Raw genomic sequence first — 25,060 nt, forward strand, 5'->3', positions numbered from 1 at the left:
AAGGCCACAGGCAGCAGGCCCAGCGATTGCCTAGCCTGCCAACTGCAGCCCGTGATGCTTGTTAGATGTCCAGCAGCAGACGAGCCGGATCTTCCAGCAGGTTCTTGATGGTCACCAGGAAGCTCACTGCTTCCTTACCGTCGATCAGACGATGATCGTAAGACAATGCGAGGTACATCATCGGACGGATGACGACCTGCCCATTAACGGCCATTGGACGCTGCAGAATGTTGTGCATGCCGAGAATGGCGGCTTGCGGCGGGTTGACGATAGGCGTGGACATCATCGAACCGAACGTACCACCGTTAGTGATGGTGAACGTACCGCCAGTCATCTCGTCGATGGACAGCTTGCCGTCGCGAGCTTTTTTGCCAAAGGTGGCGATACCGTTCTCGACTTCTGCGAGGCTCATCAGCTCGGCATTACGAAGTACCGGCACGACCAGACCACGGTCACTTGAAACCGCAACGCCGATGTCCTGGTAACCGTGGTAGACGATGTCGGTACCATCGATCGATGCGTTGACCGCTGGGAACCGCTTCAGCGCTTCGACCGAGGCCTTGACGAAGAACGACATGAAGCCCAGGCGCACGCCATTGTGAGTTTTTTCGAACAGATCCTTGTACTTCGAACGAAGTGCCATGACCTCGGTCATGTCCACCTCGTTGAAGGTAGTCAGCATGGCCATGTTCGACTGTGCTTCAACAAGGCGCTCGGCAACCTTGGCCCGCAGACGGGTCATCGGAACGCGCTTCTCGGTGCGATCACCGGCAGCGGAAACAGGAGCCGATGCAGCGCTGGCGGCAGGCTTGGCGGCTGCAGGAGCGGACTTCTTGGCTTCGATGGCAGCAACCAGATCTTCCTTGGTTACACGCCCGTCTTTGCCGGTACCCTTGACGCTATTTGGGTCGATGCCATTCTCTTCGGCCAGCTTGCGAGCAGCCGGAGCGAGAATAGCGTCGTCTCCGCCAGCGGTGGTAGCAGAAGCAGGCGCAGCAGCGGGCGCCGCAGACTCTGCAGGAGCAGCAGCAGCAGGAGCGGGAGCGGCAGATGCAGTAGCGCCCGCATCTAGCTTGCCAAGCAGCTCACCACTGAGAACGGTGTCGCCTTCGTTCTTGGCGATTTCGGTCAGTACACCGTCGGCCTCGGCCAGTACTTCCATCACAACTTTGTCGGTTTCGATGTCGACAATCAGTTCATCACGCTTGACCGCATCGCCTGGCTGCTTGTGCCAAGTGGCAACGGTGCCGTCAGCAACCGATTCCGGAAATTGGGGGGCTTTGATCTCGATAGCCATTAGCTGGGGTCCTATTGATTCGGGTTTTACATCGAGGCCGCGGTAATCGCGGCCTCTTGCAAGAATGATTAAACGGTGAAGGCGTCGTGCAGGAGTTTTTCCTGCTGTTCAGCATGCATAGAGGCGTAACCAACCGCCGGTGCAGCAGAGGCTTCACGACCCGCGTATTGCAGGAAGAGCTCCTTCTTATGCGCAACAGCAACGCGACGCATGTGATGCTGGCTGCAGTACCAAGCGCCTTGGTTCATCGGTTCTTCCTGACACCAGACGATACTCTTGAGGTTCTGGTAAGGCGCGAGCACCTCAGCAAGATCGTCTTCCGGGAACGGATACAGCTGTTCCAGACGCACGATTGCAATATCCTCACGACCTTCGTTACGACGCTTGTCCAGCAGATCGTAATAGACCTTGCCGCTGCACATGATCACGCGTTCGACCTTGCTCGGTTCGATCTGATCAATTTCCGGAATCACTGTCAGGAACGAGCCCTGGGTCAGCTCTTCAAGCGTGGACGTGGCCAACTTGTGACGCAGCAACGACTTCGGCGTAAGGGCTACCAGCGGCTTGCGCAATGGGCGAATCGCCTGGCGGCGCAGCATGTGGTAGACCTGAGCAGGCGTGGTCGGTACGCAGACTTGGATGTTGTGCTCTGCGCAAAGCTGCAGGTAGCGCTCCAACCGCGCTGACGAATGCTCCGGCCCCTGTCCTTCATAGCCATGGGGGAGCAACATCGTCAGACCGCACAAGCGGCCCCACTTATGCTCACCACTGGTGATGAACTGGTCGATCACCACCTGAGCGCCGTTGGCGAAGTCACCGAACTGAGCCTCCCAGACAACCAATGCATTCGGCATGGTCGTGGCATAGCCATACTCGAACGCGAGCACGGCTTCCTCGGAAAGGAAGGAATCGTAAAGGTCGAAGCGGGGTTGGCCTTCGTACAGGTGCTGCAGCGGGATATACGTACTGCCATCTTTCTGGTTGTGCAGCGCGGCGTGACGGTGCGAGAAAGTGCCTCGGCCAACATCCTGACCACTGATGCGTACCGGATGACCTTCAAACAGCAACGTTGCATAGGCTAGCGTTTCTGCGTAACCCCAATTGATAGCGAGTGCGCCCGCTCCCATCTTCTGGCGGTCTTCAAGAATCTTGGCGACCTGACGCTGAACGACAAAACCCTCTGGAACAACCAACATTTTGTTGGAAAGCTCTTGCAGGGCCTTGAGATCGAAGCGGGTGTCGTAGCGAGCTGTCCAGGCGTGACCCAGGTATGGACGCCAATCAACGAACAGTTCTTTGTTGGGCTCCTTAACCAAGCTCTTTACAACGTGCAGACCATTGTCCAACGCCGTACGGTACTCGTCGACCTTGGCCTGGACACTGTCATTATCCAGCACGCTGGATTGAGTCAAGGCGTCAGCGTAAAGCTCGCGAGTCGTGCGCTGCTTCGCGATTTTCTGATACATCAACGGCTGAGTGCCGCTTGGCTCGTCCGCCTCGTTGTGACCGCGACGGCGGTAGCAGATCAGGTCAATCACGATATCGCGCTTGAACTGCATGCGGTAATCGACAGCCAGCTGGGTAACGAACAGAACGGCTTCAGGATCGTCCGCGTTCACATGGAAGATTGGCGCCTGAATCATTTTTGCAACGTCGGTTGCGTATTCAGTAGAGCGCGCATCTTCCTGCTTGTTGGTAGTGAAGCCGACCTGGTTGTTGATCACGATCCGGATAGTGCCACCTGTGCGATAGGCACGAGTCTGGGACATCTGGAAGGTTTCCATGACCACACCCTGACCCGCTACGGCCGCATCACCATGGATGGTGACCGGTAGTACCTTGTCGCCGACAGCATCGGAACGGCGATCCTGGCGAGCCCGAACCGAGCCTTCGACAACAGGGGAAACGATTTCGAGGTGAGACGGATTGAACGCCATCGCCAAGTGGATCTCACCGCCTGGAGTCATCACGTTCGACGAAAAGCCTTGGTGATACTTCACGTCACCGGAGCTGAGCCCTTCGACTTTCTTGCCTTCGAACTCGTCGAAAAGATCGCGTGGGTTCTTTCCGAAAGTGTTGACCAGCACGTTGAGACGGCCACGGTGGGCCATGCCGATAACAATTTCCTTGGTGCCGTAAGAGCCAGAGCGCTGAATGATTTCGTCCAGCAAAGGAATCAGGCTCTCGCCGCCTTCAAGTCCAAAGCGCTTGGTGCCAGGGTATTTGGTGCCCAGGTACTTCTCGAGGCCCTCTGCAGCAGTGAGGCGCTCAAGGAGGTGGCTTTTGATTTCCTGAGAAAATGCAGGGCGTCCCCGTACGCTTTCCAGCCGCTGGATAAACCAGTTTCGCTGATCCGAATCCACGATGTGCGTGAACTCTGCCCCGATGGTGCGGCAGTAGGTCTCTTGTAGCGCTTCGTGGATTTCCCGCAACGTAGCTTGGTCCTTGCCCATCGCAAGGTCGCCAGTACGGAAAACCGTATCCAGGTCTGCGTTGGTCAAGCCATAGTTGTTGATCGACAGATCAGCCGGGGCGGGACGCTGCTGCAAACCAAGAGGGTCGAGCTGAGCGGCTTGATGGCCGCGCATCCGGTAAGCCTGGATCAGACGCAGAACTTCGACCTGCTTCTTCTCGTGCTCGCTGCTGACGCTACCCGCGGAAACAGGCTGAGCACGGCGCTGGTTTTTCGCCAGCAACACAAAGTGATCACGAATGGTTGAGTGCGAAACATCGGCCGCAGAACTGCCGCTGACTGGCAACTTCTGGAAGTAGGTGCGCCACTCTTCGGGCACAGCGTTGGGATCGTGCAGGTAGAGCTCATAAAGCTCTTCCACATAGGCAGCGTTACCACCGGATAGGTGGGCACTGTCCCACATGCGCTGCATTACGCTTTCTTGCATGTCTGGTCACCTTCGATAAGGAGACACCACCAGCGTGGAGACCGCAGCATGACTTCCCAAGTTCTGAAGCAGCGACCCAGGTAAAGCCACCACGGACCGCGCAGATAGTTTCCGAGAACCACCCCGGATGCTCCTGCTGGTCTTCAAAATTTCAGAGTGAATCCAAGCCTTGTAAGCCGAGATTCCTACTAAGACTACGGCGCTGGGTCAAACCCAGCGCCGCAGGTGTTGCGGTGAAACTTTAAGGGCCGGGGTCAGGTAACGACCACCAGCCCCCATGTACATCAAGTTGCGCTTTGCAGCAGCATGTTCCGCACGTGACCAATCGCCTTGGTCGGATTCAACCCTTTCGGGCAAACACTCACGCAGTTCATGATCCCGCGGCAGCGGAATACGCTAAATGGGTCATCCAGCGCAGACAGACGGTTCTCAGTCTCAGTATCGCGGCTGTCGGCCAGGAAGCGGTAGGCCTGAAGCAACGCAGCGGGACCGAGAAACTTGTCAGGGTTCCACCAGAAGGACGGGCAGCTAGTCGAGCAGCAGGCGCAGAGAATGCACTCATACAGACCATCAAGCTTCTCGCGGTCTTCCGGGCTTTGTAGACGTTCGATAGCCGGAGCAGGCGTATCGTTCATCAGATAAGGGCGAACCTTCTCGTACTGCTTGTAGAAGATGCTCATATCCACTGCCAAGTCACGAATCACTGGAAGACCCGGCAGCGGACGCACCACCAGCTTGTTCCCAGTAACGACCGACGATAGCGGCGTAATGCAAGCCAGACCATTCTTACCGTTCAGATTCATGCCGTCGGAGCCACAAACCCCTTCACGGCAAGAGCGACGATAGGAGAAGCCTTCGTCCTGCTCCTTGATCAGAGCGAGAACGTCCAGCACCATCAGATCTTTACCGTCGGTGTTGACCTGAAAGTCCTGCATGTAGGGCTTTTCGTCTTTATCCGGGTTGTAGCGATAAACACTCACTTGCAACATATCGACGACCTCAGTAAGTCCGGACCTTGGGTTCGAAAGTCGGAACTGTCTTCGGAGAGAAGTTCACTGCACGCTTGGCAACGCGCTTCTCACCTGGGAAATACAGGGTGTGGCACAACCAGTTTTCATCATCGCGCTCTTCGAAGTCTTCGCGGGCATGGGCACCGCGGGACTCTTTGCGGTTCTCGGCAGCGATTGCAGTCGCTTCAGCCACCTCGAGCAGATTCTGAAGCTCCAATGCTTCGATACGGGCAGTGTTGAACGCCTGACTCTTGTCGGAAATATTGACGTTCGCGATGCGCTGACGCAAATCGGCCAGCTGAGCGATACCCTTCTGCATGTATTCACCAGTACGGAATACACCAAAGTAGTTCTGCATGCAGCTTTGCAATTCTTTACGCAGCGAAGCGACATCTTCACCGGTAGTGCGCTCATTCAGGCTAGCCAGGCGACCCAACGCAACGTCCAGATCAGCTTCGGTAGCACCACGGTGCTCGATGCCTTCCTTAAGAGCCTTCTCCAGGTGCAGCCCAGCAGCACGACCGAACACCACCAGATCGAGCAGAGAGTTACCGCCGAGACGGTTAGCGCCATGCACTGAAACGCATGCAACTTCACCGACTGCGAACAGCCCTTCGATGATCTGGTCGTTACCGTTAGCGTCCTGGGTCATTGCCTGACCATGAATATTGGTAGCGATACCACCCATCATGTAGTGGCAAGTCGGTACGACAGGAACAGGAGCGGTAACCGGGTCAACGTGCGCGAAGGTCTTCGACAGCTCACAGATACCTGGCAGACGGCTATGCAGCACTTCTTCGCCAAGGTGATCAAGCTTGAGCATTACGTGATCGCCATCTGGACCACAACCGTTGCCCGCCAGGATTTCCTTGACCATTGACCGTGCAACAACGTCACGCCCGGCCAGATCCTTCGCGTTGGGAGCGTAGCGCTCCATGAAGCGCTCACCATGCTTGTTGATCAGGTAGCCACCTTCGCCGCGACAACCTTCGGTCACCAGCACGCCAGCGCCGGCGATACCGGTCGGGTGGAACTGCCACATTTCAATGTCTTGCACAGGAACGCCAGCACGAAGTGCCATGCCAATGCCGTCGCCGGTGTTGATCAGCGCGTTGGTAGTCGAAGCGTAAATGCGGCCAGCGCCACCGGTTGCCAACACAACAGCTTTGGAGCGGATGTATACGGTTTCGCCGTTCTCGATGCAGATGGCGATGATGCCAACGATGACGCCATCCTGATTCTTTACCAGATCAACACCGTACCACTCGTTCAGAAAGGAGGTACCGGCCTTCAGATTGGCCTGATAAAGCGTATGCAGCAGCGCGTGCCCAGTGCGGTCAGCAGCGGCACATGTGCGAGCCGCCTGCCCACCCTTGCCGTAATCCTTCGACTGACCACCGAAGGGACGCTGGTAGATACGACCCTGCTCGGTACGAGAGAACGGAAGCCCCATATGCTCCAGCTCGAATACAGCTTCCGGACCTACGGAGCACATGTACTCGATGGCATCCTGATCGCCAATGTAGTCGGAGCCCTTGACGGTGTCGTACATGTGCCAGCGCCAATCATCATTAGGGTCCGCTGACGCGATAGCGCAGGTGATACCACCCTGGGCAGATACTGTATGGGAGCGAGTCGGGAAAACCTTGGTCACTACCGCAGTTTTATGCCCACCCTGGGCCAACTGCAGTGCAGCGCGCATGCCCGCGCCGCCGCCACCGATGATGATGGCGTCATAAGAAAGAGTACGAATGCTAGCCATGGATCAGATACCCCAAAGAATCTGCACGCCCCAGACGAAGAAAGTGAACATGGCGATGCCACACACTGCCTGGAACAAAAAACGCACGCCGGTCGCCCACTTACCAATGGCCATGTTGGTCAGGTAGTCAGTGGATATTGTCCACATACCAACCCATGCATGAACACTGAGCGCAACGAGCGCCAGCAAACTGAAGATGCGCATCCAGTTGGTCGAGAACAGCCCGTGCCACTGAGCATAATCAAGGCCCGGATTAGCAATCAGGTATCCGATCAAGAACAGGAAATAGGCCGCAAGCACCACAGCCGACACACGCTGCGCCATCCAGTCATAAAGACCCGAGCGGGAAAAGTTGGTGACGTTGGTTACCATATCCATACTCCCGCCAGAACGATCAGCACGACCGACAAGGCCAGAACGATTTTCGAGCCAAGCTTACCGCCTTCCAGCGTCTCGCCATGCCCAGTGTCCATGACCAGGTGACGCACACCGGCCACGAGGTGATACAGCAGCGCAGACAGCAGCCCCCAGATCACAAGCTTCGCCAATGGACTGCCGATGTATGCCCTGACCTCGTCGAAACCCTCAGCAGAAGACAGCGACTTATCAAGCGCAAGCAGCAGAATGGCCACACCCACAAACAGAATCACCCCGGAAATGCGATGAAGGATTGAGGTGTAAGCGGTGATTGGAAGTTTTATTGTCCTAAGATCTAGGTTTACAGGTCGTTGGCTTTTCACGGCTTTCTATCACACTTGAGAGCCCCCAAAACGCAGGGCAAAGTTGTTGGGATGAGCACGCAGCGGTACCCGCCACCCACGAGTGACAACCCACAGGAAACTGCCTGTAAGGCCCCTGCCGGTCGGTCGCCGAGTATAAACAGTTAGGTCGCTAATGACAATGTGGTGAAGTGCCACTAAAGGCGGATGGCGCCACGTTTTCCAATTGGCGTAAATAGACGCTTCTGTGTTGCTAATTCACCCCAAAACCCCCTCTACGACTGGCGGCTCGCTCAAATTGACTTTGTGATTTATCTCACTATAGTGATGCGGGCCCTGCGTGGGGGGCCATGATGATTCCAAGCATAAAACAGGAGGCCATACATGGCTGACAACAAAGCGCAGTTGATCATCGAAGGCGCAGACGCCATCGAACTGCCCGTTCTATCCGGCACCGTAGGGCCCGACGTAATTGACGTACGAGGTTTGACCTCCACGGGTCGCTTCACCTTCGATCCCGGTTTCATGTCCACCGCCTCTTGCGAGTCCAAGATCACCTACATCGATGGTGACAAAGGTATTCTGCTGCATCGCGGCTACCCGATCGAACAGCTAGCCGAAAAAGCTGACTATCTGGAAACCTGCTATCTGCTATTGAACGGTGAGCTGCCAACTGCTGAGGAAAAGGCAAAGTTCATCAGTACCGTAAAGAACCACACGATGGTTCACGAGCAGCTTAAGTCATTTTTGAACGGATTCCGCCGCGACGCGCATCCGATGGCGATCATGTGCGGCGTGGTTGGAGCCCTTTCGGCGTTCTATCACGACTCACTGGACATCAACGATCCGCATCACCGCGAAATCTCGGCAGTTCGCCTGGTCGCGAAGATGCCAACCCTGGCAGCGATGGTGTACAAGTACTCCATGGGTCAGCCGATGATGTATCCGCGCAACGACCTGAACTACGCCGAAAACTTCCTTCACATGATGTTCAACACACCATGTGAGGTTAAGCCGATCAGCCCAGTTCTTGCCAAGGCAATGGACCGCATCTTCATCCTGCATGCGGACCACGAACAGAACGCCTCTACTTCGACCGTCCGCCTCGCCGGCTCGACGGGTGCCAATCCCTTTGCCTGTATTGCTGCCGGCATTGCCGCACTTTGGGGCCCCGCCCACGGGGGCGCCAACGAAGCGGTGCTGACCATGCTCGACGAAATCGGGGACGTGTCGAACATCGAGAAGTTCTTGGAAAAAGCCAAGGACAAGAACGATCCGTTCAAACTGATGGGCTTCGGTCACCGCGTTTACAAAAACTTCGACCCGCGAGCTAAGGTCATGAAACAGACCTGCGACGAAGTACTGGGTGAGCTGGGCATCAATGACCCACAACTGGAATTGGCAATGAAGCTTGAAGAGATCGCGCTAAACGATCCCTACTTTGCTGAACGCAACCTCTACCCCAACGTCGACTTCTATTCTGGGATCATCCTTAAAGCTATTGGAATCCCGACGAGCATGTTCACTGTGATATTCGCACTGGCTCGTACAGTAGGCTGGATTTCCCACTGGAAGGAAATGATCGCGATGGGCCAGAAGATTGGTCGTCCACGCCAGCTCTACACCGGCCACCCGCAGCGCGACCTCAATCGCTGAGGAATGTAGTACCAAGCAAAACAAGAAAGGCTGCCGTTGCGCAGCCTTTTTTATTGCAGCCTTCACCGATTGAAACGCAGACCCTCACGCTATCAGCGTGAAAAAGCCCCACCCCGAAGGCCAATGACATAGCACCGCCTTCCGGCTCACCGAATGCAAGTAACCGGCCGAACTCTCAGCTCAAAAAAACGACACCCAAAATTAGGCAAGCTCGAATTTTTTCCGACGACAGCCGCACAAGCGCCGCAGCGTAAACAAGAAAACGCCTAGTATCGCCTATGAATAAACGAAATCACGCTCGACGATCGGCTAAACAAACTCAAGAACACAATTCTTTCGCGAAACGAAAAAGGCCGCAGCTTTCGCTGCGGCCCTCCGTAAAAATTGGTCGGGACGGAGTGATTCGAACACTCGACCCCTTGCACCCCATGCAAGTGCGCTACCAGGCTGCGCTACGCCCCGACACAACCTTCAGCATTGCTGAAAGCGAGAGAATCATACAATAAGCGACTGATATATGGAAGATTTTTATTTATCCATCTCAATTTTTGAGTACATGGAGTACATCTTCAAGCTCGGTAATCATCTGCCTGATAAGTTGCTTGTATTGAGTAGTATCGTCTCGCGCCTCATCTCCGGACATGCGCTGACGAGCACCGCCGATAGTAAATCCCTGCTCATACAGCAGCGAGCGAATCTGCCGAATCATCAGCACATCCTGGCGCTGATAGTAACGTCGATTTCCACGACGCTTCACTGGATTCAACTGCGGAAATTCCTGCTCCCAATAGCGCAGCACGTGAGGTTTGACTGCGCAAAGCTCGCTCACTTCACCGATCGTGAAATAGCGCTTACCAGGTATTGTCGGCAACTCATCGTTATGGCTTGGTTCCAGCATATGCTTCGACTCTGGCTTTCAGTTTTTGCCCTGGCCGGAAAGTCACGACGCGACGCGCTGTAATCGGGATTTCCTCACCGGTTTTCGGATTTCGTCCAGGACGCTGACGCTTATCGCGCAGATCGAAGTTGCCAAAACCTGACAACTTCACCTGTTCGTTATGCTCGAGCGCTTGGCGTATTTCCTCGAAAAACAGCTCGACCAGTTCTTTGGCCTCACGCTTATTCAAGCCTAGCTCTTCATAAAGACGTTCGGCCATTTCAGCTTTCGTCAGAGCCCCCATACGCTATTTCCTTAACGTGGCGTTGAACCTTTCTTCCAGGGAGATAAGGACTGCCTGCATCGCATCACTCACCTCATCGTCATTTAGAGTGCGCGAAGGGTGTTGCCAGGTCAAGCCGACTGCCACACTTTTGCTAAGCGGATCAATGCCTTTACCCTCATATACATCAAATAGCTTGAGGTCTGTCAGATTATCGCCTGCAGCTTCTCGAATGCTTGCAAGTAGTGCGGCAGCTGGAACGTCTTTAGAAACCAGTATCGCCAGGTCTCGGCGTACCTCGGGGAATCGCGACAAGTCAACGAAGCGTGGCAATCGCCCTTCAGTGATCTCGGAGAGCAAAAGCTCGAAGAGATACACCGACTGGTCGATGCCAAGGCTGGCAGCGAGTTGCGGATGCAGGCTTCCAACATAACCAACCAGGCGCCCTTCTCGCTCAATGCGTGCGCATTGTCCTGGATGCAGGGCGCTGTGCTCACCACTGACAAAGCTGAACGACTGCTCACCACCTGATGTGTTCAGCAATGCTTCCACGTCGGCTTTCACGTCATAAAAATCCACCGCGTCCCGGCCGTTACTCCAGGCTTCGCCGAAGCGAGCGCCAGTAACAACGCCGGCCAACATGGCTTCTTGTTTGAGGTCGTCGAGCTGTCCGACGAACCGCAGACCACTCTCAAACAGACGAACGCGTGCTTGCTGGCGGTTCAGGTTGTACTGCAGCGCCGTTACAAGCCCAGGCCACAATGTAGCGCGCATCGCACTCATTTCTACCGAGATTGGATTAGCGAGCATCAGTGGCTTTGTATCAGGAGTGAAAAGCTCAAATAGTTTTGGATCAATAAAGCTGTAGGTGATCGCCTCCTGGTAGCCACGAGACACCAGCAACCGACGAAGAGCGGGAATGGTGACCCGCCCTTCAGGCGTAGCCACCGGTGCAAGGCGAGCCTGCGGGTAGCGAACGGGTAAACGATCGTAGCCATAAAGACGCCCGATCTCTTCGATTAGGTCAACCTCTATCGAAATATCGAAACGGTGGCTTGGAACATCGACACGCCATACGCCCTCGCCCTCTGCAACAAGGTTCAAACCCAACGGGCTCAGCATTTTCTCAACTTGCTCACTGGCGAGTTCGAGGCCAAGCATCTGATTGATCCGCTCACTACGCAATATTATCGGGACAGCCAGCGGCAATGACTGCTTATCTAAAACTTCGCTGATTGGGCCCGCCTCACCGCCAACGATTTCAAGCAACAGCGACGTAGCCCGCTCCATGGCTTTACGGGTCAGGTCAGGATCCACACCACGCTCATAACGATGCGAAGCATCGGTGTGCAGGCCATATGAACGCGCCTTTCCGGCCAGAGCGACGCTGTCGAAATATGCACATTCGAGAAAGATATCCCGGGTATCGGCACTGACACCGCTGTGCTCACCGCCCATCACACCTGCAATTGCCAGCGCTCGCTGATGATCAGCAATGACCAGCGTGTCGGGACGCAGCTTGACAGTTTGGCCATCTAGCAAAACCAGGGACTCGCCCTCTTCGGCCATGCGGACCCTGATACCGGTATTGATCTCAGCGAGATCGAAAGCATGCAATGGTTGGCCAAGCTCGAGCATTACGTAGTTGGTGATATCTACGATGGCATCGATTGAGCGAATGCCAGACCGGCGAAGACGTTCTACCATCCATGTCGGAGCTGACCGGGATGGATCGACATTACGAATGACGCGGCCCAGATAACGGGGGCACGCCGCCTGCGCGAGCACCTCTACGGGCAAGGTGTACTGATGGACAATATCAACTGACACAACCTCAACCGGCGTAACCGGAGCGCCATAGATTGCACCCACCTCGCGAGCGAGCCCAGCAATTGATAGGCAATCGCCCCGATTGGGGGTGAGACCAATTTCGATGCTGGCATCGTCGAGATTCAATGCAGCGCGGATATCGGCGCCAACCAAAGTCTCGGCTGCGAGTTCCATTAGCCCGCTATTGTCTTCAGATATTTGCAGCTCCGAAGCAGAGCAGAGCATTCCGTTTGACTCGACTCCGCGCAGCTTCGCCTTTTTGATCTTGAAATCGCCAGGCAGCACTGCCCCAATCATGGCGAAGGGAATCTTCAAGCCGGGACGCACATTTGGCGCGCCGCAGACCACCTGAAATGTCTCACTGCCATTGCTGACCTGGCAAACACGCAGTTTATCGGCATCAGGGTGTTGCTCGGTGCTGAGCACTTCTCCTACCACGACACCGCTGAACTGCCCGGCAACCGCCTCTACACCATCTACTTCGAGGCCGACCATCGAAAGCCGAGCAACCAGCTCGGCATGGGATACCTGCGGATTGACCCAGGTCCGCAGCCACTGTTCACTGAATTTCATCCTGCTCTCCTAAACGTGTTTGGCGATCTGCGGTTAGCGAAACTGCTCAAGAAAGCGCAGGTCGTTATCGAAGAAGATGCGCAGGTCATTGACCCCGTAACGCAGCATTGTCAGTCGTTCGGCCCCCATACCAAACGCAAACCCCTGATAGCGTTCGGGGTCAATACCTGACATTCGCAACACATCCGGATGAACCATTCCACAGCCTAAAACTTCGAGCCAGGACTGAGACTCCTGATCGCCCTTACGAACCACACGGCGAATGTCGACCTCGGCGGACGGCTCGGTGAACGGGAAGAACGAGGGACGGAAGCGCACCTCGAGATCCGCTTCAAAAAAGGCACGCAGGAACTGTTCGATCGTACCCTTGAGGTCGGCGAAGCTGATTCCTTCGTCGATCAATAACCCTTCTACCTGATGAAACATTGGCGAATGGGTCTGATCCGAGTCGCAGCGATAAACACGCCCGGGGCAAATGATACGAATGGGCGGTTGAGTTGATTCCATCGTGCGCACCTGCACTGGCGAAGTGTGGGTGCGAAGCAACATGTTGGCATTGAAGTAGAACGTATCATGCATCGCCCGAGCGGGGTGGTGGCCGGGGATGTTGAGTGCTTCGAAGTTGTGATAGTCGTCTTCGACTTCAGGGCCTTCGGCGACGGTATAACCGATATGCGAGAAGATTTGCTCAATGCGTTCCAATGTGCGGGTAAGAGGATGCAGACCACCCGAAGCCTCGCCACGCCCAGGCAGAGTTATATCGATCCGCTCAGCCGCTAGTTTGGCGGTCAATGCGGCCTTCTCCAGACCAGACTTCTTGAAACTCAACGCTTCTTGAACCTGGCCTTTGGCTGCGTTAATCAAAGCGCCAGCTTTAGGTCGCTCTTCAGCAGAGAGCTTCCCAAGTGTCTGCATAAGAAGCGTTAGCTCGCCCTTTTTACCCAGATACTGGACACGGATATGCTCCAGGGCATTGATATCTTGACTATGTTGCACTGCCTCGAGCGCTTGCGAGACCAATGCATCCAGGTTTTCCATGTACAACCTCCAGAGGTTCTTGCAGAACCGCACCCGGCATAGTTGAGCCTACGGCCGGCTGCATTTTTGCAAATGCCCCTTCAGATACGAAATAGGGGAAGAGCACTAGGCTCTTCCCCTATCGGTAACGCTACGAATCCGAAGATTCGACTGTCGATGGGCTTAGGCCAGAGAAGCTTTGGCTTTTTCGACAATTGCAGCAAAGGCTGCTTTTTCATTCACTGCCAATTCGGCAAGGACCTTGCGGTCGATCTCGATGGCTGCTTTTTTCAGACCAGCAATGAAACGGCTGTAGGACAGACCATTTACACGAGCACCGGCGTTGATACGAGCAATCCACAGAGCGCGGAACTGACGCTTCCGCTGACGGCGGTCACGGTAGGCATATTGGCCAGCCTTGATTACCGCCTGCTTGGCAACACGGAACACGCGCGAACGAGCGCCGTAGTAGCCTTTAGCGAGTTTGAGAATTTTCTTGTGACGGCGACGAGCGACGACGCCACGCTTAACACGAGCCATGAGTTATTCCTCTGAGTCTTGACCGAATTAACGAACGCGCAGCATCCGCTCTACTTTTGCTTTATCAGACGGGTGCATCAGAGATGTACCACGCAGCTGACGCTTACGCTTGGTAGACATTTTGGTCAGGATGTGGCTCTTGAAAGCGTGTTTGTGCTTGTAGCCATTTGCCGTCTTTTTGAAGCGCTTCGCAGCGCCACTTTTAGTCTTCATCTTTGGCATGTTCGGTACTCCACATTGTGGGTGATTTCAAATAACCGCAAGGCCTGCCAGTGCCCTGGTGGTTACTTTTTCTTCTTGGGAGCGATGACCATGATCAGCTGGCGTCCTTCCATCTTTGGATGCTGTTCGACCGAACCGTACTCCACCAGATCAGCCTCGACCCGCTTCAACAGTTCCATCCCCAGCTCCTGATGCGCCATCTCACGACCGCGGAATCTCAACGATACCTTGGCCCTGTCCCCTTCACTTAGGAAACGCACCAGGTTGCGGAGCTTGACCTGGTAGTCCCCTTCTTCCGTCCCTGGACGAAACTTAATTTCTTTAACCTGAATCTGCTTCTGGTTCTTCTTCGCTGCAGCAACCTGCTTCTTCTTTTCGAACAGATGCTTGCCGTAATCCATGATCCGGCATACAGGAGGAACCGCATCGGCGGAGATTTCCACCAGATCCAACTTCGCTTCTTCAGCTATACGAAGCGCTTCATCAATCGAGACGATGCCAACCTGCTCGCCATCAGCACCAATCAAACGGACCTCACGAGCCGAGATATTCTCGTTGATCGGGGCCTTGGGTGCAGCTCGTTTATCCTGTCTCATTTCACGCTTAATAGTTATTACTCCAATTCTTGGCGACCACGCCGGGAAACCGCTTGTGTCAGCAACCTGGCGAAGTCATCAAGGGGCATGGAGCCCAAATCAACGCCTTCACGGGTGCGCACAGCAACGGCTCGTGTCTCGACTTCCCGATCTCCGATAACCAGAAGATAGGGAACCTTGAGCAAGGTATGCTCGCGGATTTTAAAGCCGATCTTTTCGTTTCTCAAGTCGCACTTGGCACGGAAGCCGCTTTGGTTGAGTGTTTTTTCCACTTCTGCAGCGAAATCTGCCTGCTTGTCAGTGATATTCATCACCACAGCCTGAGTAGGCGCAAGCCAAGCAGGGAACGCGCCTTCGTAGTGCTCAATCAGAATACCGATGAACCGCTCGAACGATCCGAGAATCGCGCGGTGCAGCATGACTGGATGTTGGCGATCATTGTTCTCGCTGACGTATTCGGCACCCAGACGGATTGGCAGATTGAAATCCAATTGAAGTGTGCCGCATTGCCAGACACGCCCCAGACAGTCCCTTAGGGAGAATTCTATCTTCGGCCCATAAAAAGCACCCTCGCCCGGCTGCAAATCGTATGGCAATCCTGCACTGTCCAGCGCTGCAGCGAGCGCGGCTTCAGCGCGATCCCAAAGATCATCCGAACCAACGCGCTTTTCCGGTCTTGTCGACAATTTCAGTTCAATATTATCGAAACCGAAATCAGCATAAACTGCCTGCGTCAGCTTGATGAACGCAGCAGACTCTGACTGCATTTGCTCTTCGGTGCAAAAGATATGCGCATCATCTTGAGTGAAGCCACGGACCCGCATGATCCCGTGCAATGCGCCTGAGGGCTCGTTGCGATGGCATGCGCCAAATTCAGCGAGACGCAACGGCAGCTCGCGATAGCTTTTAAGCCCCTGGTTATACACCTGCACATGACACGGGCAATTCATCGGCTTAATCGCGTAATCGCGACTTTCCGACTCTGTGGTGAACATGTTTTCAGCGTAGTTTGCCCAGTGCCCGGATTTTTCCCAAAGACTGCGATCCACAACCTGAGGTGTCCGGATCTCCTGGTAGCCATTCTCGCGCTGAACAACGCGCATGTACTGCTCAAGTACCTGATATAGCGTCCAGCCATTCGGATGCCAGAAGACCATCCCAGGAGCTTCTTCCTGAGTATGGAACAGGTCGAGACGCTTGCCGATCTTACGATGGTCGCGCTTCTCCGCCTCTTCGATTCGCTGAATATAGGCCGCGAGCTGCTTCTTGTCCGCCCAAGCAGTGCCGTAGACGCGCTGCAGCTGTTCGTTCTTGGCATCGCCACGCCAGTAGGCACCAGACAGCTTGGTCAGCTTGAAGGACTTGAGAAACCGGGTGTTGGGCACATGTGGCCCTCGGCACATATCGACGTATTCTTCGTGGTAATACAGCCCCATCGCCTGCTCGTCAGGCATGTCATCAACCAGCCGCAGCTTGTAATCCTCGCCGCGCGACCGGAACACTTCGATAACCTCAGCGCGCGGCGTAACCTTCTTGACCACGTCGTATTCAGTGTCTATCAGCTGCTTCATTCGTTGTTCGATAGCAGCCATATCATCAGGGGTAAACGGACGTTCAAAGGCGATATCGTAATAGAAGCCTTCGGCGATGACTGGGCCGATAACCATTTTCGCGGATGGATAGAGCTGTTTGACGGCGTGCCCCACCAGATGCGCGCAAGAGTGACGGATAATTTCCAGCCCTTCTTCATCCTTTGGCGTGATGATCTGCAAGCTAGCGTCGCTCTCGATCACATCACACGCATCGACCAGGCGTCCGTTGACCTTACCTGCAAGGGTCGCCTTCGCAAGACCTGCACCAATGGACTGCGCCACGTCGGCTACGGATACCGGGTGATCGAATGAACGCTGACTACCGTCGGGAAGAGTAATGGTGGGCATGGCGCCTCCTCTCCTAGTGGTGACCCCTACCAAAGGCCACGTGGGTTGGGATGAGCCAGGAAAGCGACCCGCTGAAAGACCCGCCGCACAGTGGCAGGAACCCGAAGGCTGATTCAGACGAACCGAAGTCTCTGGAAAAATAAGGACGGATGCTTTCAGAAAGCAACCCGACTGACAAGTGATGCATAAAAAAAGGGCCGCTAGCGCGGCCCTCTTCTCGGAATTGGTAGGCACAATTGGATTCGAACCAACGACCCCCACCATGTCAAGGTGGTGCTCTAACCAACTGAGCTATGTGCCTCCGATGGACGCGCATTGTAGAGACCCCAATGAAGGAGTCAAGCAGTTTTAACCTAACGTACTGATATTTTTAATTTTTGACATGGAAGCGAGTTCCTGGGCCCTATGGTATAGGTGTGCCAGCCGAGATAGCATCGGCGTCAATTATTCGAAACAGGCCTTTGCCTTATGTCGCACACCCCTTACCCCTCCTCCTTCTATGCTGCGACCGCAAACGCCGCACCGCTTCGCCACGCATTAAGCAGTAACGTCGAAACTGATGTCTGTGTGATTGGCGCGGGCTACACCGGCTTATCAACAGCATTGTTTCTACTTGAGCACGGCTTCCGAGTTGTGGTGCTCGAAGCCGCCAAGGTTGGCTTTGGTGCCTCTGGACGCAACGGTGGGCAGATCGTTAATAGTTACAGCCGCGACCTTGATACGGTCGAGCGCAGCGCTGGAAGCGACGCGGCAAGATTGATTGGCGCCATGGCGTTCGAGGGCGGGCAGATCATCCGCGAACGCGTTAAACAGTACGACATCAACTGCGACCTGAAGAATGGTGGCGTTTTTGCTGCAATGAATTCCAAGCAGATGCGGCACTTGGAAGCTCAGAAAATATTGTGGGAGCGTTACGGTTATAGACAGCTACAAATGCTCGATCAAAGCGATATCAGAGATGTGGTCGCCTGCGAACGCTACATAGGCGGAATGCTCGATCAAGGCGGTGGGCATATCCATCCACTCAATCTGGCCCTAGGCGAAGCCGCTGCAGTCGAATCGTTAGGCGGCATCATCTATGAACAGAGCCCCGCCATCAGGATTGATCGGGGGGCCAATCCGCGGGTTCATACAAAGCATGGTGAAGTAAGGGCGAAATTTGTAGTCGTTGCCGGGAATGCTTACCTGGGAAACCTCGTTCCAGAGCTTGCCGCTAAATCCATGCCTTGCGGCACGCAGGTCGTGGCGACCGAACCCCTTACCGCCGAACTTGCAGCGGCCTTGCTGCCTCAGGATTATTGCGTCGAAGACTGTAACTACTTGCTCGACTATTTCCGTCTGTCAGCGGACAAACGCCTGATATATGGTGGTGGAGTCGTATACGGCGCGAGGGATCCAGCAGATATCGAGTCGATCATCCGCCCAAAGATGCTGAAGACGTTTCCCCAACTGTGCGATATCAAAATAGACTTTGCCTGGACCGGCAACTTCTTGATGACATTGTCTCGCTTGCCACAAGTTGGGCGTCTAGACGGCAACCTTTATTACTCACAGGGTTGCAGTGGACATGGTGTCACCTATACCCACATCGCAGGGAAAGTCATCGCCGAGGCATTGCGAGGGCAAGCTGAGCGTTTCGACGCATTCGCCGGCTTGCCGCATTACCCGTTTCCCGGTGGGCAAAGGTTTAGCGCTCCGCTGAGCGCCCTTGGAGCGCTGTACTATAGTTTGCGTGATCGGATTGGCTTCTGACGGATTACTGGGCACCGCAGATCGGCAACCTCTCGCAAACCGCACCGTTGCCGGCCTCTGTGGTGAGGGTCTGTTTGAATCGGTCGTCGTCTGGTTCTAACTTGACTGCGCAAGCACGCGCCTGTGACGCGTGCCTTGCACATCCCTTTTCAGATAAGACTTGCGAAAGATTGAACCACCCAGGTGCGAACGACGAATCATGCTGGACGCTCTTCCTCAGCGCTCGCTCCGCTGCCCGCTTGTCGCCGTATGAGTAGTTGGCATTGCCTAGCGCAAACCAAGACAGACCTGTCGACCAACGTTCAGTTGCCGTCTCATATGCCTGCAACGCAGCCTCTTGTCGACCTGTCTGCTCCAGGTCGCTGGCAGCCTTAAGCCATATGGTTTCCCTAGCGGTACCAGGAAGTTTGCCTGGCTCGGTCGTAACTACAGCCCAGCGTTTACCTTTAGCCCAACTTCGCTCGAACTGGCGGAAGCTGCCAGTCCAGCGCCGAGTTGTGCCCGAGCGAAGCACGAGGGTCTGGGAATTCAAGTCATAGCCCACGACGACCGCGAAATGCCATTGAGGCCATCGATCAAACGCCAGGTTTTGAAGCACCAGGACCGGATTCCCAGCCGCAACCTCGGCCAGGATCGCCTCAAGGCGGGGTTCCAACGGATAGACAAGCAGGTCATGAGCCCTTGCAGCAGCGATCATTTCTACCTGTAGGCTACCTTTGCGCCCAGGCAGATAAACTCGATCAACCAACTGCTCAGGGGACGTGCCTATTCCGCGTTGCGTGAGCATTGTTGCCAACGCTGCGGGGCCACATTGATATTCAGCCTGCGGAAAGAAAGGGACTTCAGTAAGTTCAGCCTGCTCCGGTATGCCCAAGGTCCCAATCGGTACGATTGGGACCCGCGCACATGCCCCGAGCAGCGCTATCGCCAAGAGCAGAACCAGTCGCGGCATCAGCGATTGATGCAGTTGACGAAGTTGAAGATGTTAGTCGCACAAAGGAGGTCGGTAATGATGAAAATCACCAGGAAGAGAACAATGATCCCTACAACACCTGCACCCGCTGGCGCCTGATCCAACTGCTGATTGAACTGTGCGAGCTCCGCCGGCGTCAGGCTATTGATACGCTGCTCCACCTGATCGCGCTCCACACCCAGCGACACCAATTTCTTCTGAACCTCGTCATCTTCTAGCATTGTCAGCAATTGCTGCCGATCGACCTGCTGCTGATGCTCGGAGATAATCTCCGGAGTACCAATCATCGTCGCCTGAGCCATAGGGATTTGTGCAAACAACATGAAATGCATCGCAGCCAGCAGGGTGGCGACGCGCTTCATCATCGATGACTTGAACATGGCGGAACTCCTAGTCTTTTTATTCGGTAGCCCACACAACCTGCGGTGGACCGTCAGACATAAGAGGACTTGTCTGTTCCGCTAGTTCCTTGGAGAAGGTTTGTTTTCCACGCTGCGCCACTGACTTCAATGACGCCTTCTATCGTAGTAATCAACTCAGGAAGCCTGATATGCAAACCATTCATTCAATAGCCCTGCTCACCTTCTGTGCCGGCGCTCTTATTGGCTGTCAGTCCCCTACATCTGACACTGGCCGAAGCCCCCAGCCGAGCTCAGGACTGTGCAATGTCGAATACGTTGAAGACCTTATCGGGATACAAGTGAGCCCTGAGATCCAGGATCAGGCAAGAATCAAAAGCGGAGCCGCCATCGCTCGAGTCCTTCGGCCCGGCGATATCGTCACCCTGGAGTACAACGCACAGCGCTTGACGATCTCTACCGACGAAACGCTGAGAGTCAAGCGAGTGAATTGCGGCTAATCGACATCACCATCTGTCGTTTTAACTTCCCCGAGGTGCCCTCAGGCTTGAACTGCAAGCGAGACGGCGCGTACGCTGTAGCGGCAATTTGCCATGACACCACTCATGCGCAATTCCGCTGCAGCGGATACACGACCGATGAGCGACTTTAAAATGCAGTATCAACAAGCACGCAGACTGGCGGTATTTGGAGTCGCCGTATTGGTAATCGGATTCATGGCGTTGAAGGACACTCCGAACACCCAGCTTTACCAAGGATCCGACAAGCTCTACCACTGGGCCGGCTTCACCGTGCTGGCCCACTTGGCCTATCTGGCCTTCCCAAAAGCGAAACTCGGATCACTGTTCGTCTGGATAATCGTTGGCGCAGCTTCAATCGAGCTCCTCCAAGCGCTCACCCCTTCCCGCAGTCCGTCATTGGCCGACATGACAGTCAACATTGTCGGCATCATGACCGGGCTTGGCGCTACTCAACTGACCCGGCAGGCTGACCGGCGTTCGTCAGAGAGCAGGCGCTCACGCGGCATCAAGCGACGGAGCGGCACCAGATCTAACGAGATTGCAAAAGTGCAACACCCCTGACCCTGAGTCAGAGGCCACAACACAGTGGCAGGGATGTCAGATGTCAGCATTACTGCGCAACGGTTCGGCGGGTTCGCAAGGCCGTCGCAGAAATTGATTTTGGCGGCGTGAACAGGAATGACAGGTCGTATCGTTTGACGATGAGCTGCGCTACTAGCGGAGCAGCCAATCCGACGATCGTTCCAGCGATCAGGTGGACCGGGATTGAATCGACACCCATGAAACTGCTCAAGATGACCCGTATTCCGCTGCCCGCTAGGATATGCATCAAATAGATAGTCATCGAAGAAGCGCCGATGAACAGCAACCACTCGATGCGAACGTTGCCCAGCCACATCGATAACGTGACCATGAAGAGTATCGAGATGGTCGCCAGCGTTAAAACCGGAAGCCCGCCAACCTCCCAGTTCAGGCCAAACGTGATGTGAAACAGGTACTGACCGACGATGAACAGCGCACCGAAAATAACTGTCAATGAAGCATAGCGGGCCAGGAAATACGCCTTGATCTCATTGAACCAGACGCCCAACGCAAAGAACACGGCATTACCGAAAATGAAGTTTCCAATCCGGCCCATATCGACGTTTTGCTTCAAGACATAGAACGCACCGAAGCCTAAAAGTATCGGCAGAAAATAGCGGCGGTCGGCCTTGGCGTAAACGAAGGAACATACGACAAAGACCAGGAATAGCGCGTACAAAAACCAGAACTGAGCACGCGGAGACCAGAGCAGTGAGAACACCTGCCCCAAGGTGACCTCTCCGTTCGTATAGTTTGAAAGCACAACCTCAACCAAACCTTGCAACAGTGACCACACTATAAAAGGGTAGACGATCGTATCGACCTTGTTGACGATAAGCCCCGTCTTGCCACGCTTGATCAGAGAGTCGTAGAAAAACAAACCCGAGAGAAAGAAGAACAGAGGCATGTGGAAGCTATAGATGATGCTGTCGACCAGAAGATAACTATCCTCGTCCATGGGCAGGCCAGCATTGAAGACTCCACGTGCGACATGCCCGTACACGACCAGAATGATCCCAATGGCCTTGGCATAGTCGACCCAGGCATTTCTCTCCTGCATCACATTTCTCCTTGTATGGTAACCGGACGCGTTGAGCATTGCGCTCAGCGGACCGGTGAAATAGACCGTGAGAAATGCAATCAGTTTATTATGGCCTTCAATTCTCCGACGTAGTGCATAGTCATACTCATCAGGTAATACGTGATGCAGCTCAACCAAGCAGTTCTGCGAACGGAATAAAGCGCACAAGCTCCCCCTCCTCCAGACAGGCGTGTTCCGGTATCTCCACCAGACCGTCAGCCCAGGCAGCGCTACGCAGAATCGAAGAACTCTGGTTGTAATACAAAACAGCCCGACCGCCCTCAAGGCGGGCCCTGAGATATTCACGGCGAGAACCGGCCCGGGACCAACTGAAGCCTGCTGGAACCTCACAGCATAACGGCTCAACCGCCGCGACACCCATGCGCCGCAACAGGTATGCGCGAGCCAGTAGCCCGAATGTCACCAGCGTTGACGCTGGGTTCCCTGGCAGCCCAATCACAGCGATTCCACGGTAGCTGCCACAAGTTAGTGGCTTGCCCGGCTTGATCGCGAGCTTCCAGAATGTGAGATCGCCGTCCTCACGTAACACCTGGCCAAGAAAATCGGCTTCACCAACCGAAACCCCTCCAGTGGAGAGGATCAGATCAGCATGACCAAGCCCCATCAAACAGGCTCGGACCTGTGTCAAATCATCAGGCACGATACCGGCATCGATAACCTCGCACCCCAAACGCTCCAGCCAGTGGCTCAGCAATACCCGGTTGCTGTTGAAGATTTGCCCTGGGTTGAGCGCTTGACCCGGATCGACCAGCTCGTCACCGGTCGACAGTAGAGCGACCTTGATCTTTCGGACTACCTTCAAGTGAGGCAACCCCAGCGACGCGGCAAGCCCCAGCTCAATCGGTCCAAGGCGAACACCAGCTGCCAGCACTTCATCACCTGTTTGAGCCTCGCCGCCCCGAGGACGTACATGCTGGCCCTCTCTCACAGGCTCAAGAAACCGTACGCGACCATCGGCCAGGATCTCAACATGCTCCTGCATTTCAACGCTATCTGCGTTTTCCGGCATTGGCGCGCCGGTAAATATCCTCGCGCAAGTCCCAGATTCGAGAGGCGCCGGCTCAGCGCCGGCAAAAATCTTCTGGCTGACCTTCAACGGCTCCCCGCGAAGATCCTCATGGCGGAGGGCATATCCGTCCATGGCACTGTTCGGCCAAGGCGGCAGGTCTAGAGTCGCGACTAGAGGCTCCGCCAGCACGCGCGCCCCCGCCTTGTCGAGCGGAACACTTTCCACATCATGAATCAGTGCGCCCTCAGCCATCTTCAACAGCGCTTCGAGAGCCTGCTCGACTGGCATCAAAGCCGAAGGAATTCCGCCCGTCATGAGCGGGTCTCGCAAGGCTCCGCCTGCTTGAGATGAGGAACAAAGTTGCATGGCCGGTGACGCGCATCGAGCTGCTCACCGAGAATGCCATCCCAGGCGGTGCGGCAAGCATTGGTTGAACCGGGAAGGCAACAGACCAACGTCGAGTTTGCCAACCCAGCCAGGGCCCGCGATTGCACAGTAGAACTGCCGATATCAGAAACCGAAATCTGGCGAAACAGCTCGCCAAAACCGTCCACTTGCTTATCAAGCAGACATCCGACCGCTTCTGGTGTGCTGTCGCGCGCGGTAAAGCCGGTGCCACCCGTAATCAGCACGACCTGGACGACATCCTCGGCTATCCAAGTCGCGACTTGCGCACGTATCTTGTACAGATCGTCTTTTAGCAACACTCTCGAAGCGAGCCGATGCCCTGCCGCCAATAGACGATCGACCAACAATTGCCCTGACGTGTCGGTTTCCAGCGAACGAGTGTCGCTTACCGTCAGGACCGCGATATTCAGTGGAACAAAGGCTTGATTAGCGAGGTGGCTCATGAGGCTTCCCGATTGGTGGAATCAATGGCGAGGTGTTATATCACAGGCTTTTGGCGGAGCACTTGATGCAAAACAGCATGCTCATGGATTGCTCGATACTGCTGCTTGCTGGCGGTCAGGGTCGACGAATGGGTGGTAGAGACAAGGGCTTGGTCGAGTGGCACGGCAAGCCTCTGATCGCATGGTCGCATCGAGTTGCCCGATCACTTACTGATGACCTGCTAATTTCCTGCAATCGTAATCACTCGCTCTATGCGCCCTTCGCCGACAAGCTGGTAGAGGATGATTGGAGTGATTTCGCGGGTCCGCTCGCGGGAATACGAGCAGGGCTTGCAGTAGCTAGGCACCCGCTCTTGATGGTTTTGCCCTGTGACGCCCCACTGATAGACGACTCACTGCTCAGGCAACTCTACCTCGCCGCTAGGCAAGCGCCCAGCGTTCCGCTCATGGTGCGACGCGGAGTTCAATGGGAACCATTGTTTTGCATCATTCCAACCGCTCTATGTCCCGCTATCGAAGCCGCCTGGAAAGATGGAGAACGTAGCAATCGAAGGGTACTAACTTCTCATGGTGCACGCCCCCTCGATTTAGATCCCAACGACCCCCGTCTCGCCAACCTGAACTCACCAGATTTGCTCTCCGCTCAGCCACCCCCACTGGGAACTTAGCGAAGCCGTCCATCGTCACAG

Annotated in this window: 24 protein-coding genes and 2 tRNA genes; 5 read left to right on the top strand and 21 right to left on the bottom strand. The window is 55.1% G+C overall.

Annotated features, from left to right (window positions below; translation table 11 throughout):
• Nucleotides 1-61 precede the first annotated feature (61 nt).
• From odhB to sdhC, 6 genes are all read right to left on the bottom strand, one after another.
• Entirely contained in the window at nt 62-1,297 is a 1,236-nt protein-coding gene (gene odhB, locus EA797_RS05075; protein WP_122164061.1) for a 2-oxoglutarate dehydrogenase complex dihydrolipoyllysine-residue succinyltransferase, read from the bottom strand.
• 68 nt (nt 1,298-1,365) lie between these two features.
• Entirely contained in the window at nt 1,366-4,197 is a 2,832-nt protein-coding gene (locus EA797_RS05080; RefSeq protein WP_122164062.1) for a 2-oxoglutarate dehydrogenase E1 component, read from the bottom strand.
• A gap of 284 nt (nt 4,198-4,481) precedes the next feature.
• Nucleotides 4,482-5,186: a succinate dehydrogenase iron-sulfur subunit gene (locus EA797_RS05085; RefSeq protein ID WP_122164063.1), complete on the bottom strand. Its 705-nt coding sequence runs from the start codon at nt 5,184-5,186 to the stop codon at nt 4,482-4,484.
• Between the two features lie 10 nt (nt 5,187-5,196).
• On the bottom strand, nt 5,197-6,969 hold the full coding sequence (gene sdhA, locus EA797_RS05090; RefSeq protein WP_122164064.1) for a succinate dehydrogenase flavoprotein subunit: 1,773 nt from the start codon (nt 6,967-6,969) through the stop codon (nt 5,197-5,199).
• A 3-nt stretch (nt 6,970-6,972) separates the two neighbouring features.
• Nucleotides 6,973-7,341, bottom strand: a complete 369-nt coding sequence (gene sdhD, locus EA797_RS05095; RefSeq protein WP_122164065.1) for a succinate dehydrogenase, hydrophobic membrane anchor protein — start codon at nt 7,339-7,341, stop codon at nt 6,973-6,975.
• On the bottom strand, nt 7,335-7,709 hold the full coding sequence (sdhC, locus tag EA797_RS05100) for a succinate dehydrogenase, cytochrome b556 subunit (protein WP_122164066.1): 375 nt from the start codon (nt 7,707-7,709) through the stop codon (nt 7,335-7,337). Before sdhC ends, sdhD begins: the two co-directional genes overlap by 7 nt.
• A 363-nt stretch (nt 7,710-8,072) precedes the next feature.
• Here sdhC and gltA point away from each other — a divergent pair, with 363 nt between their 5' ends.
• Nucleotides 8,073-9,344 carry a citrate synthase gene (gltA, locus tag EA797_RS05105; RefSeq protein WP_122164067.1) on the top strand — a complete coding sequence of 424 codons (1,272 nt, stop codon included), beginning with the start codon at nt 8,073-8,075 and terminating at the stop codon, nt 9,342-9,344.
• Nucleotides 9,345-9,729: 385 nt separating this feature from the next.
• On the opposite strand, the gene EA797_RS05110 is transcribed toward gltA, so the two are convergent.
• The 10 genes from EA797_RS05110 to EA797_RS05155 form a co-directional block, all read right to left on the bottom strand.
• Nucleotides 9,730-9,806 (bottom strand) — tRNA-Pro (locus EA797_RS05110).
• A 79-nt stretch (nt 9,807-9,885) separates the two neighbouring features.
• Complete coding sequence (locus EA797_RS05115) at nt 9,886-10,242, bottom strand: MerR family transcriptional regulator (RefSeq protein ID WP_122164068.1); 357 nt, start codon at nt 10,240-10,242, stop codon at nt 9,886-9,888.
• Nucleotides 10,223-10,525, bottom strand: coding sequence for an integration host factor subunit alpha (gene ihfA / locus EA797_RS05120; protein ID WP_011913482.1), 303 nt, complete (start codon nt 10,523-10,525; stop codon nt 10,223-10,225). The genes EA797_RS05115 and ihfA overlap by 20 nt, the downstream gene beginning before the upstream one ends.
• Nucleotides 10,526-10,528: 3 nt before the next feature.
• On the bottom strand, nt 10,529-12,907 hold the full coding sequence (gene pheT / locus EA797_RS05125; protein ID WP_122164069.1) for a phenylalanine--tRNA ligase subunit beta: 2,379 nt from the start codon (nt 12,905-12,907) through the stop codon (nt 10,529-10,531).
• A 33-nt stretch (nt 12,908-12,940) separates the two neighbouring features.
• Nucleotides 12,941-13,945, bottom strand: a complete 1,005-nt coding sequence (gene pheS, locus EA797_RS05130; RefSeq protein WP_122164070.1) for a phenylalanine--tRNA ligase subunit alpha — start codon at nt 13,943-13,945, stop codon at nt 12,941-12,943.
• A gap of 162 nt (nt 13,946-14,107) precedes the next feature.
• Nucleotides 14,108-14,464: a 50S ribosomal protein L20 gene (gene rplT, locus EA797_RS05135; RefSeq protein WP_019339387.1), complete on the bottom strand. Its 357-nt coding sequence runs from the start codon at nt 14,462-14,464 to the stop codon at nt 14,108-14,110.
• Nucleotides 14,465-14,491: 27 nt separating this feature from the next.
• Nucleotides 14,492-14,686: a 50S ribosomal protein L35 gene (gene rpmI, locus EA797_RS05140; RefSeq protein WP_046162144.1), complete on the bottom strand. Its 195-nt coding sequence runs from the start codon at nt 14,684-14,686 to the stop codon at nt 14,492-14,494.
• A gap of 62 nt (nt 14,687-14,748) precedes the next feature.
• The gene (gene infC, locus EA797_RS05145) at nt 14,749-15,300 is read right to left on the bottom strand and encodes a translation initiation factor IF-3 (RefSeq protein WP_181689948.1); all 552 of its coding nucleotides are present in this window, start codon (nt 15,298-15,300) and stop codon (nt 14,749-14,751) included.
• Nucleotides 15,300-17,222, bottom strand: coding sequence for a threonine--tRNA ligase (thrS, locus tag EA797_RS05150; RefSeq protein WP_122164071.1), 1,923 nt, complete (start codon nt 17,220-17,222; stop codon nt 15,300-15,302). The genes infC and thrS overlap by 1 nt, the downstream gene beginning before the upstream one ends.
• Nucleotides 17,223-17,446: 224 nt before the next feature.
• Nucleotides 17,447-17,523 (bottom strand) — tRNA-Val (locus tag EA797_RS05155).
• Between the two features lie 167 nt (nt 17,524-17,690).
• Here EA797_RS05155 and EA797_RS05160 point away from each other — a divergent pair.
• Entirely contained in the window at nt 17,691-18,974 is a 1,284-nt protein-coding gene (locus EA797_RS05160) for an NAD(P)/FAD-dependent oxidoreductase (protein WP_122164072.1), read from the top strand.
• A 4-nt stretch (nt 18,975-18,978) separates the two neighbouring features.
• Here EA797_RS05160 and EA797_RS05165 read toward each other — a convergent pair whose 3' ends face one another.
• Both EA797_RS05165 and EA797_RS05170 read right to left on the bottom strand, forming a co-directional pair.
• Complete coding sequence (locus EA797_RS05165; protein ID WP_122164073.1) at nt 18,979-19,929, bottom strand: PA2778 family cysteine peptidase; 951 nt, start codon at nt 19,927-19,929, stop codon at nt 18,979-18,981.
• Nucleotides 19,926-20,327: a PA2779 family protein gene (locus EA797_RS05170; protein WP_122164074.1), complete on the bottom strand. Its 402-nt coding sequence runs from the start codon at nt 20,325-20,327 to the stop codon at nt 19,926-19,928. Before EA797_RS05170 ends, EA797_RS05165 begins: the two co-directional genes overlap by 4 nt.
• A 170-nt stretch (nt 20,328-20,497) precedes the next feature.
• On the opposite strand from EA797_RS05170, the gene EA797_RS05175 reads away from it, so the two are divergent.
• Both EA797_RS05175 and EA797_RS05180 read left to right on the top strand, forming a co-directional pair.
• Nucleotides 20,498-20,806: an I78 family peptidase inhibitor gene (locus EA797_RS05175; RefSeq protein ID WP_122164075.1), complete on the top strand. Its 309-nt coding sequence runs from the start codon at nt 20,498-20,500 to the stop codon at nt 20,804-20,806.
• Between the two features lie 105 nt (nt 20,807-20,911).
• A complete protein-coding gene (locus tag EA797_RS05180; RefSeq protein WP_167468767.1) occupies nt 20,912-21,388 on the top strand; it encodes a VanZ family protein in 477 nt (158 codons plus the stop codon).
• Nucleotides 21,389-21,437: 49 nt separating this feature from the next.
• On the opposite strand, the gene EA797_RS05185 is transcribed toward EA797_RS05180, so the two are convergent.
• The 3 genes from EA797_RS05185 to moaB all read right to left on the bottom strand — a co-directional run bounded on the left by EA797_RS05185 (nt 21,438) and on the right by moaB (nt 24,371).
• Nucleotides 21,438-22,469, bottom strand: coding sequence for an acyltransferase family protein (locus tag EA797_RS05185; RefSeq protein WP_122164077.1), 1,032 nt, complete (start codon nt 22,467-22,469; stop codon nt 21,438-21,440).
• Nucleotides 22,470-22,620: 151 nt separating this feature from the next.
• Nucleotides 22,621-23,835 (bottom strand): molybdopterin molybdotransferase MoeA, encoded by a 1,215-nt coding sequence (locus EA797_RS05190; protein WP_122164078.1) that lies wholly within the window; start codon nt 23,833-23,835, stop codon nt 22,621-22,623.
• Complete coding sequence (gene moaB, locus EA797_RS05195; RefSeq protein ID WP_122164079.1) at nt 23,832-24,371, bottom strand: molybdenum cofactor biosynthesis protein B; 540 nt, start codon at nt 24,369-24,371, stop codon at nt 23,832-23,834. Before moaB ends, EA797_RS05190 begins: the two co-directional genes overlap by 4 nt.
• A 65-nt stretch (nt 24,372-24,436) precedes the next feature.
• Here moaB and mobA point away from each other — a divergent pair, with 65 nt between their 5' ends.
• Nucleotides 24,437-25,039 carry a molybdenum cofactor guanylyltransferase MobA gene (gene mobA / locus EA797_RS05200; RefSeq protein ID WP_122164080.1) on the top strand — a complete coding sequence of 201 codons (603 nt, stop codon included), beginning with the start codon at nt 24,437-24,439 and terminating at the stop codon, nt 25,037-25,039.
• Nucleotides 25,040-25,060: the final 21 nt, after the last annotated feature.

The sequence above is a fragment of the Stutzerimonas zhaodongensis genome (genome assembly GCF_003696365.1).
GTDB classification, from domain to species: Bacteria; Pseudomonadota; Gammaproteobacteria; order Pseudomonadales; family Pseudomonadaceae; genus Stutzerimonas; species Stutzerimonas zhaodongensis.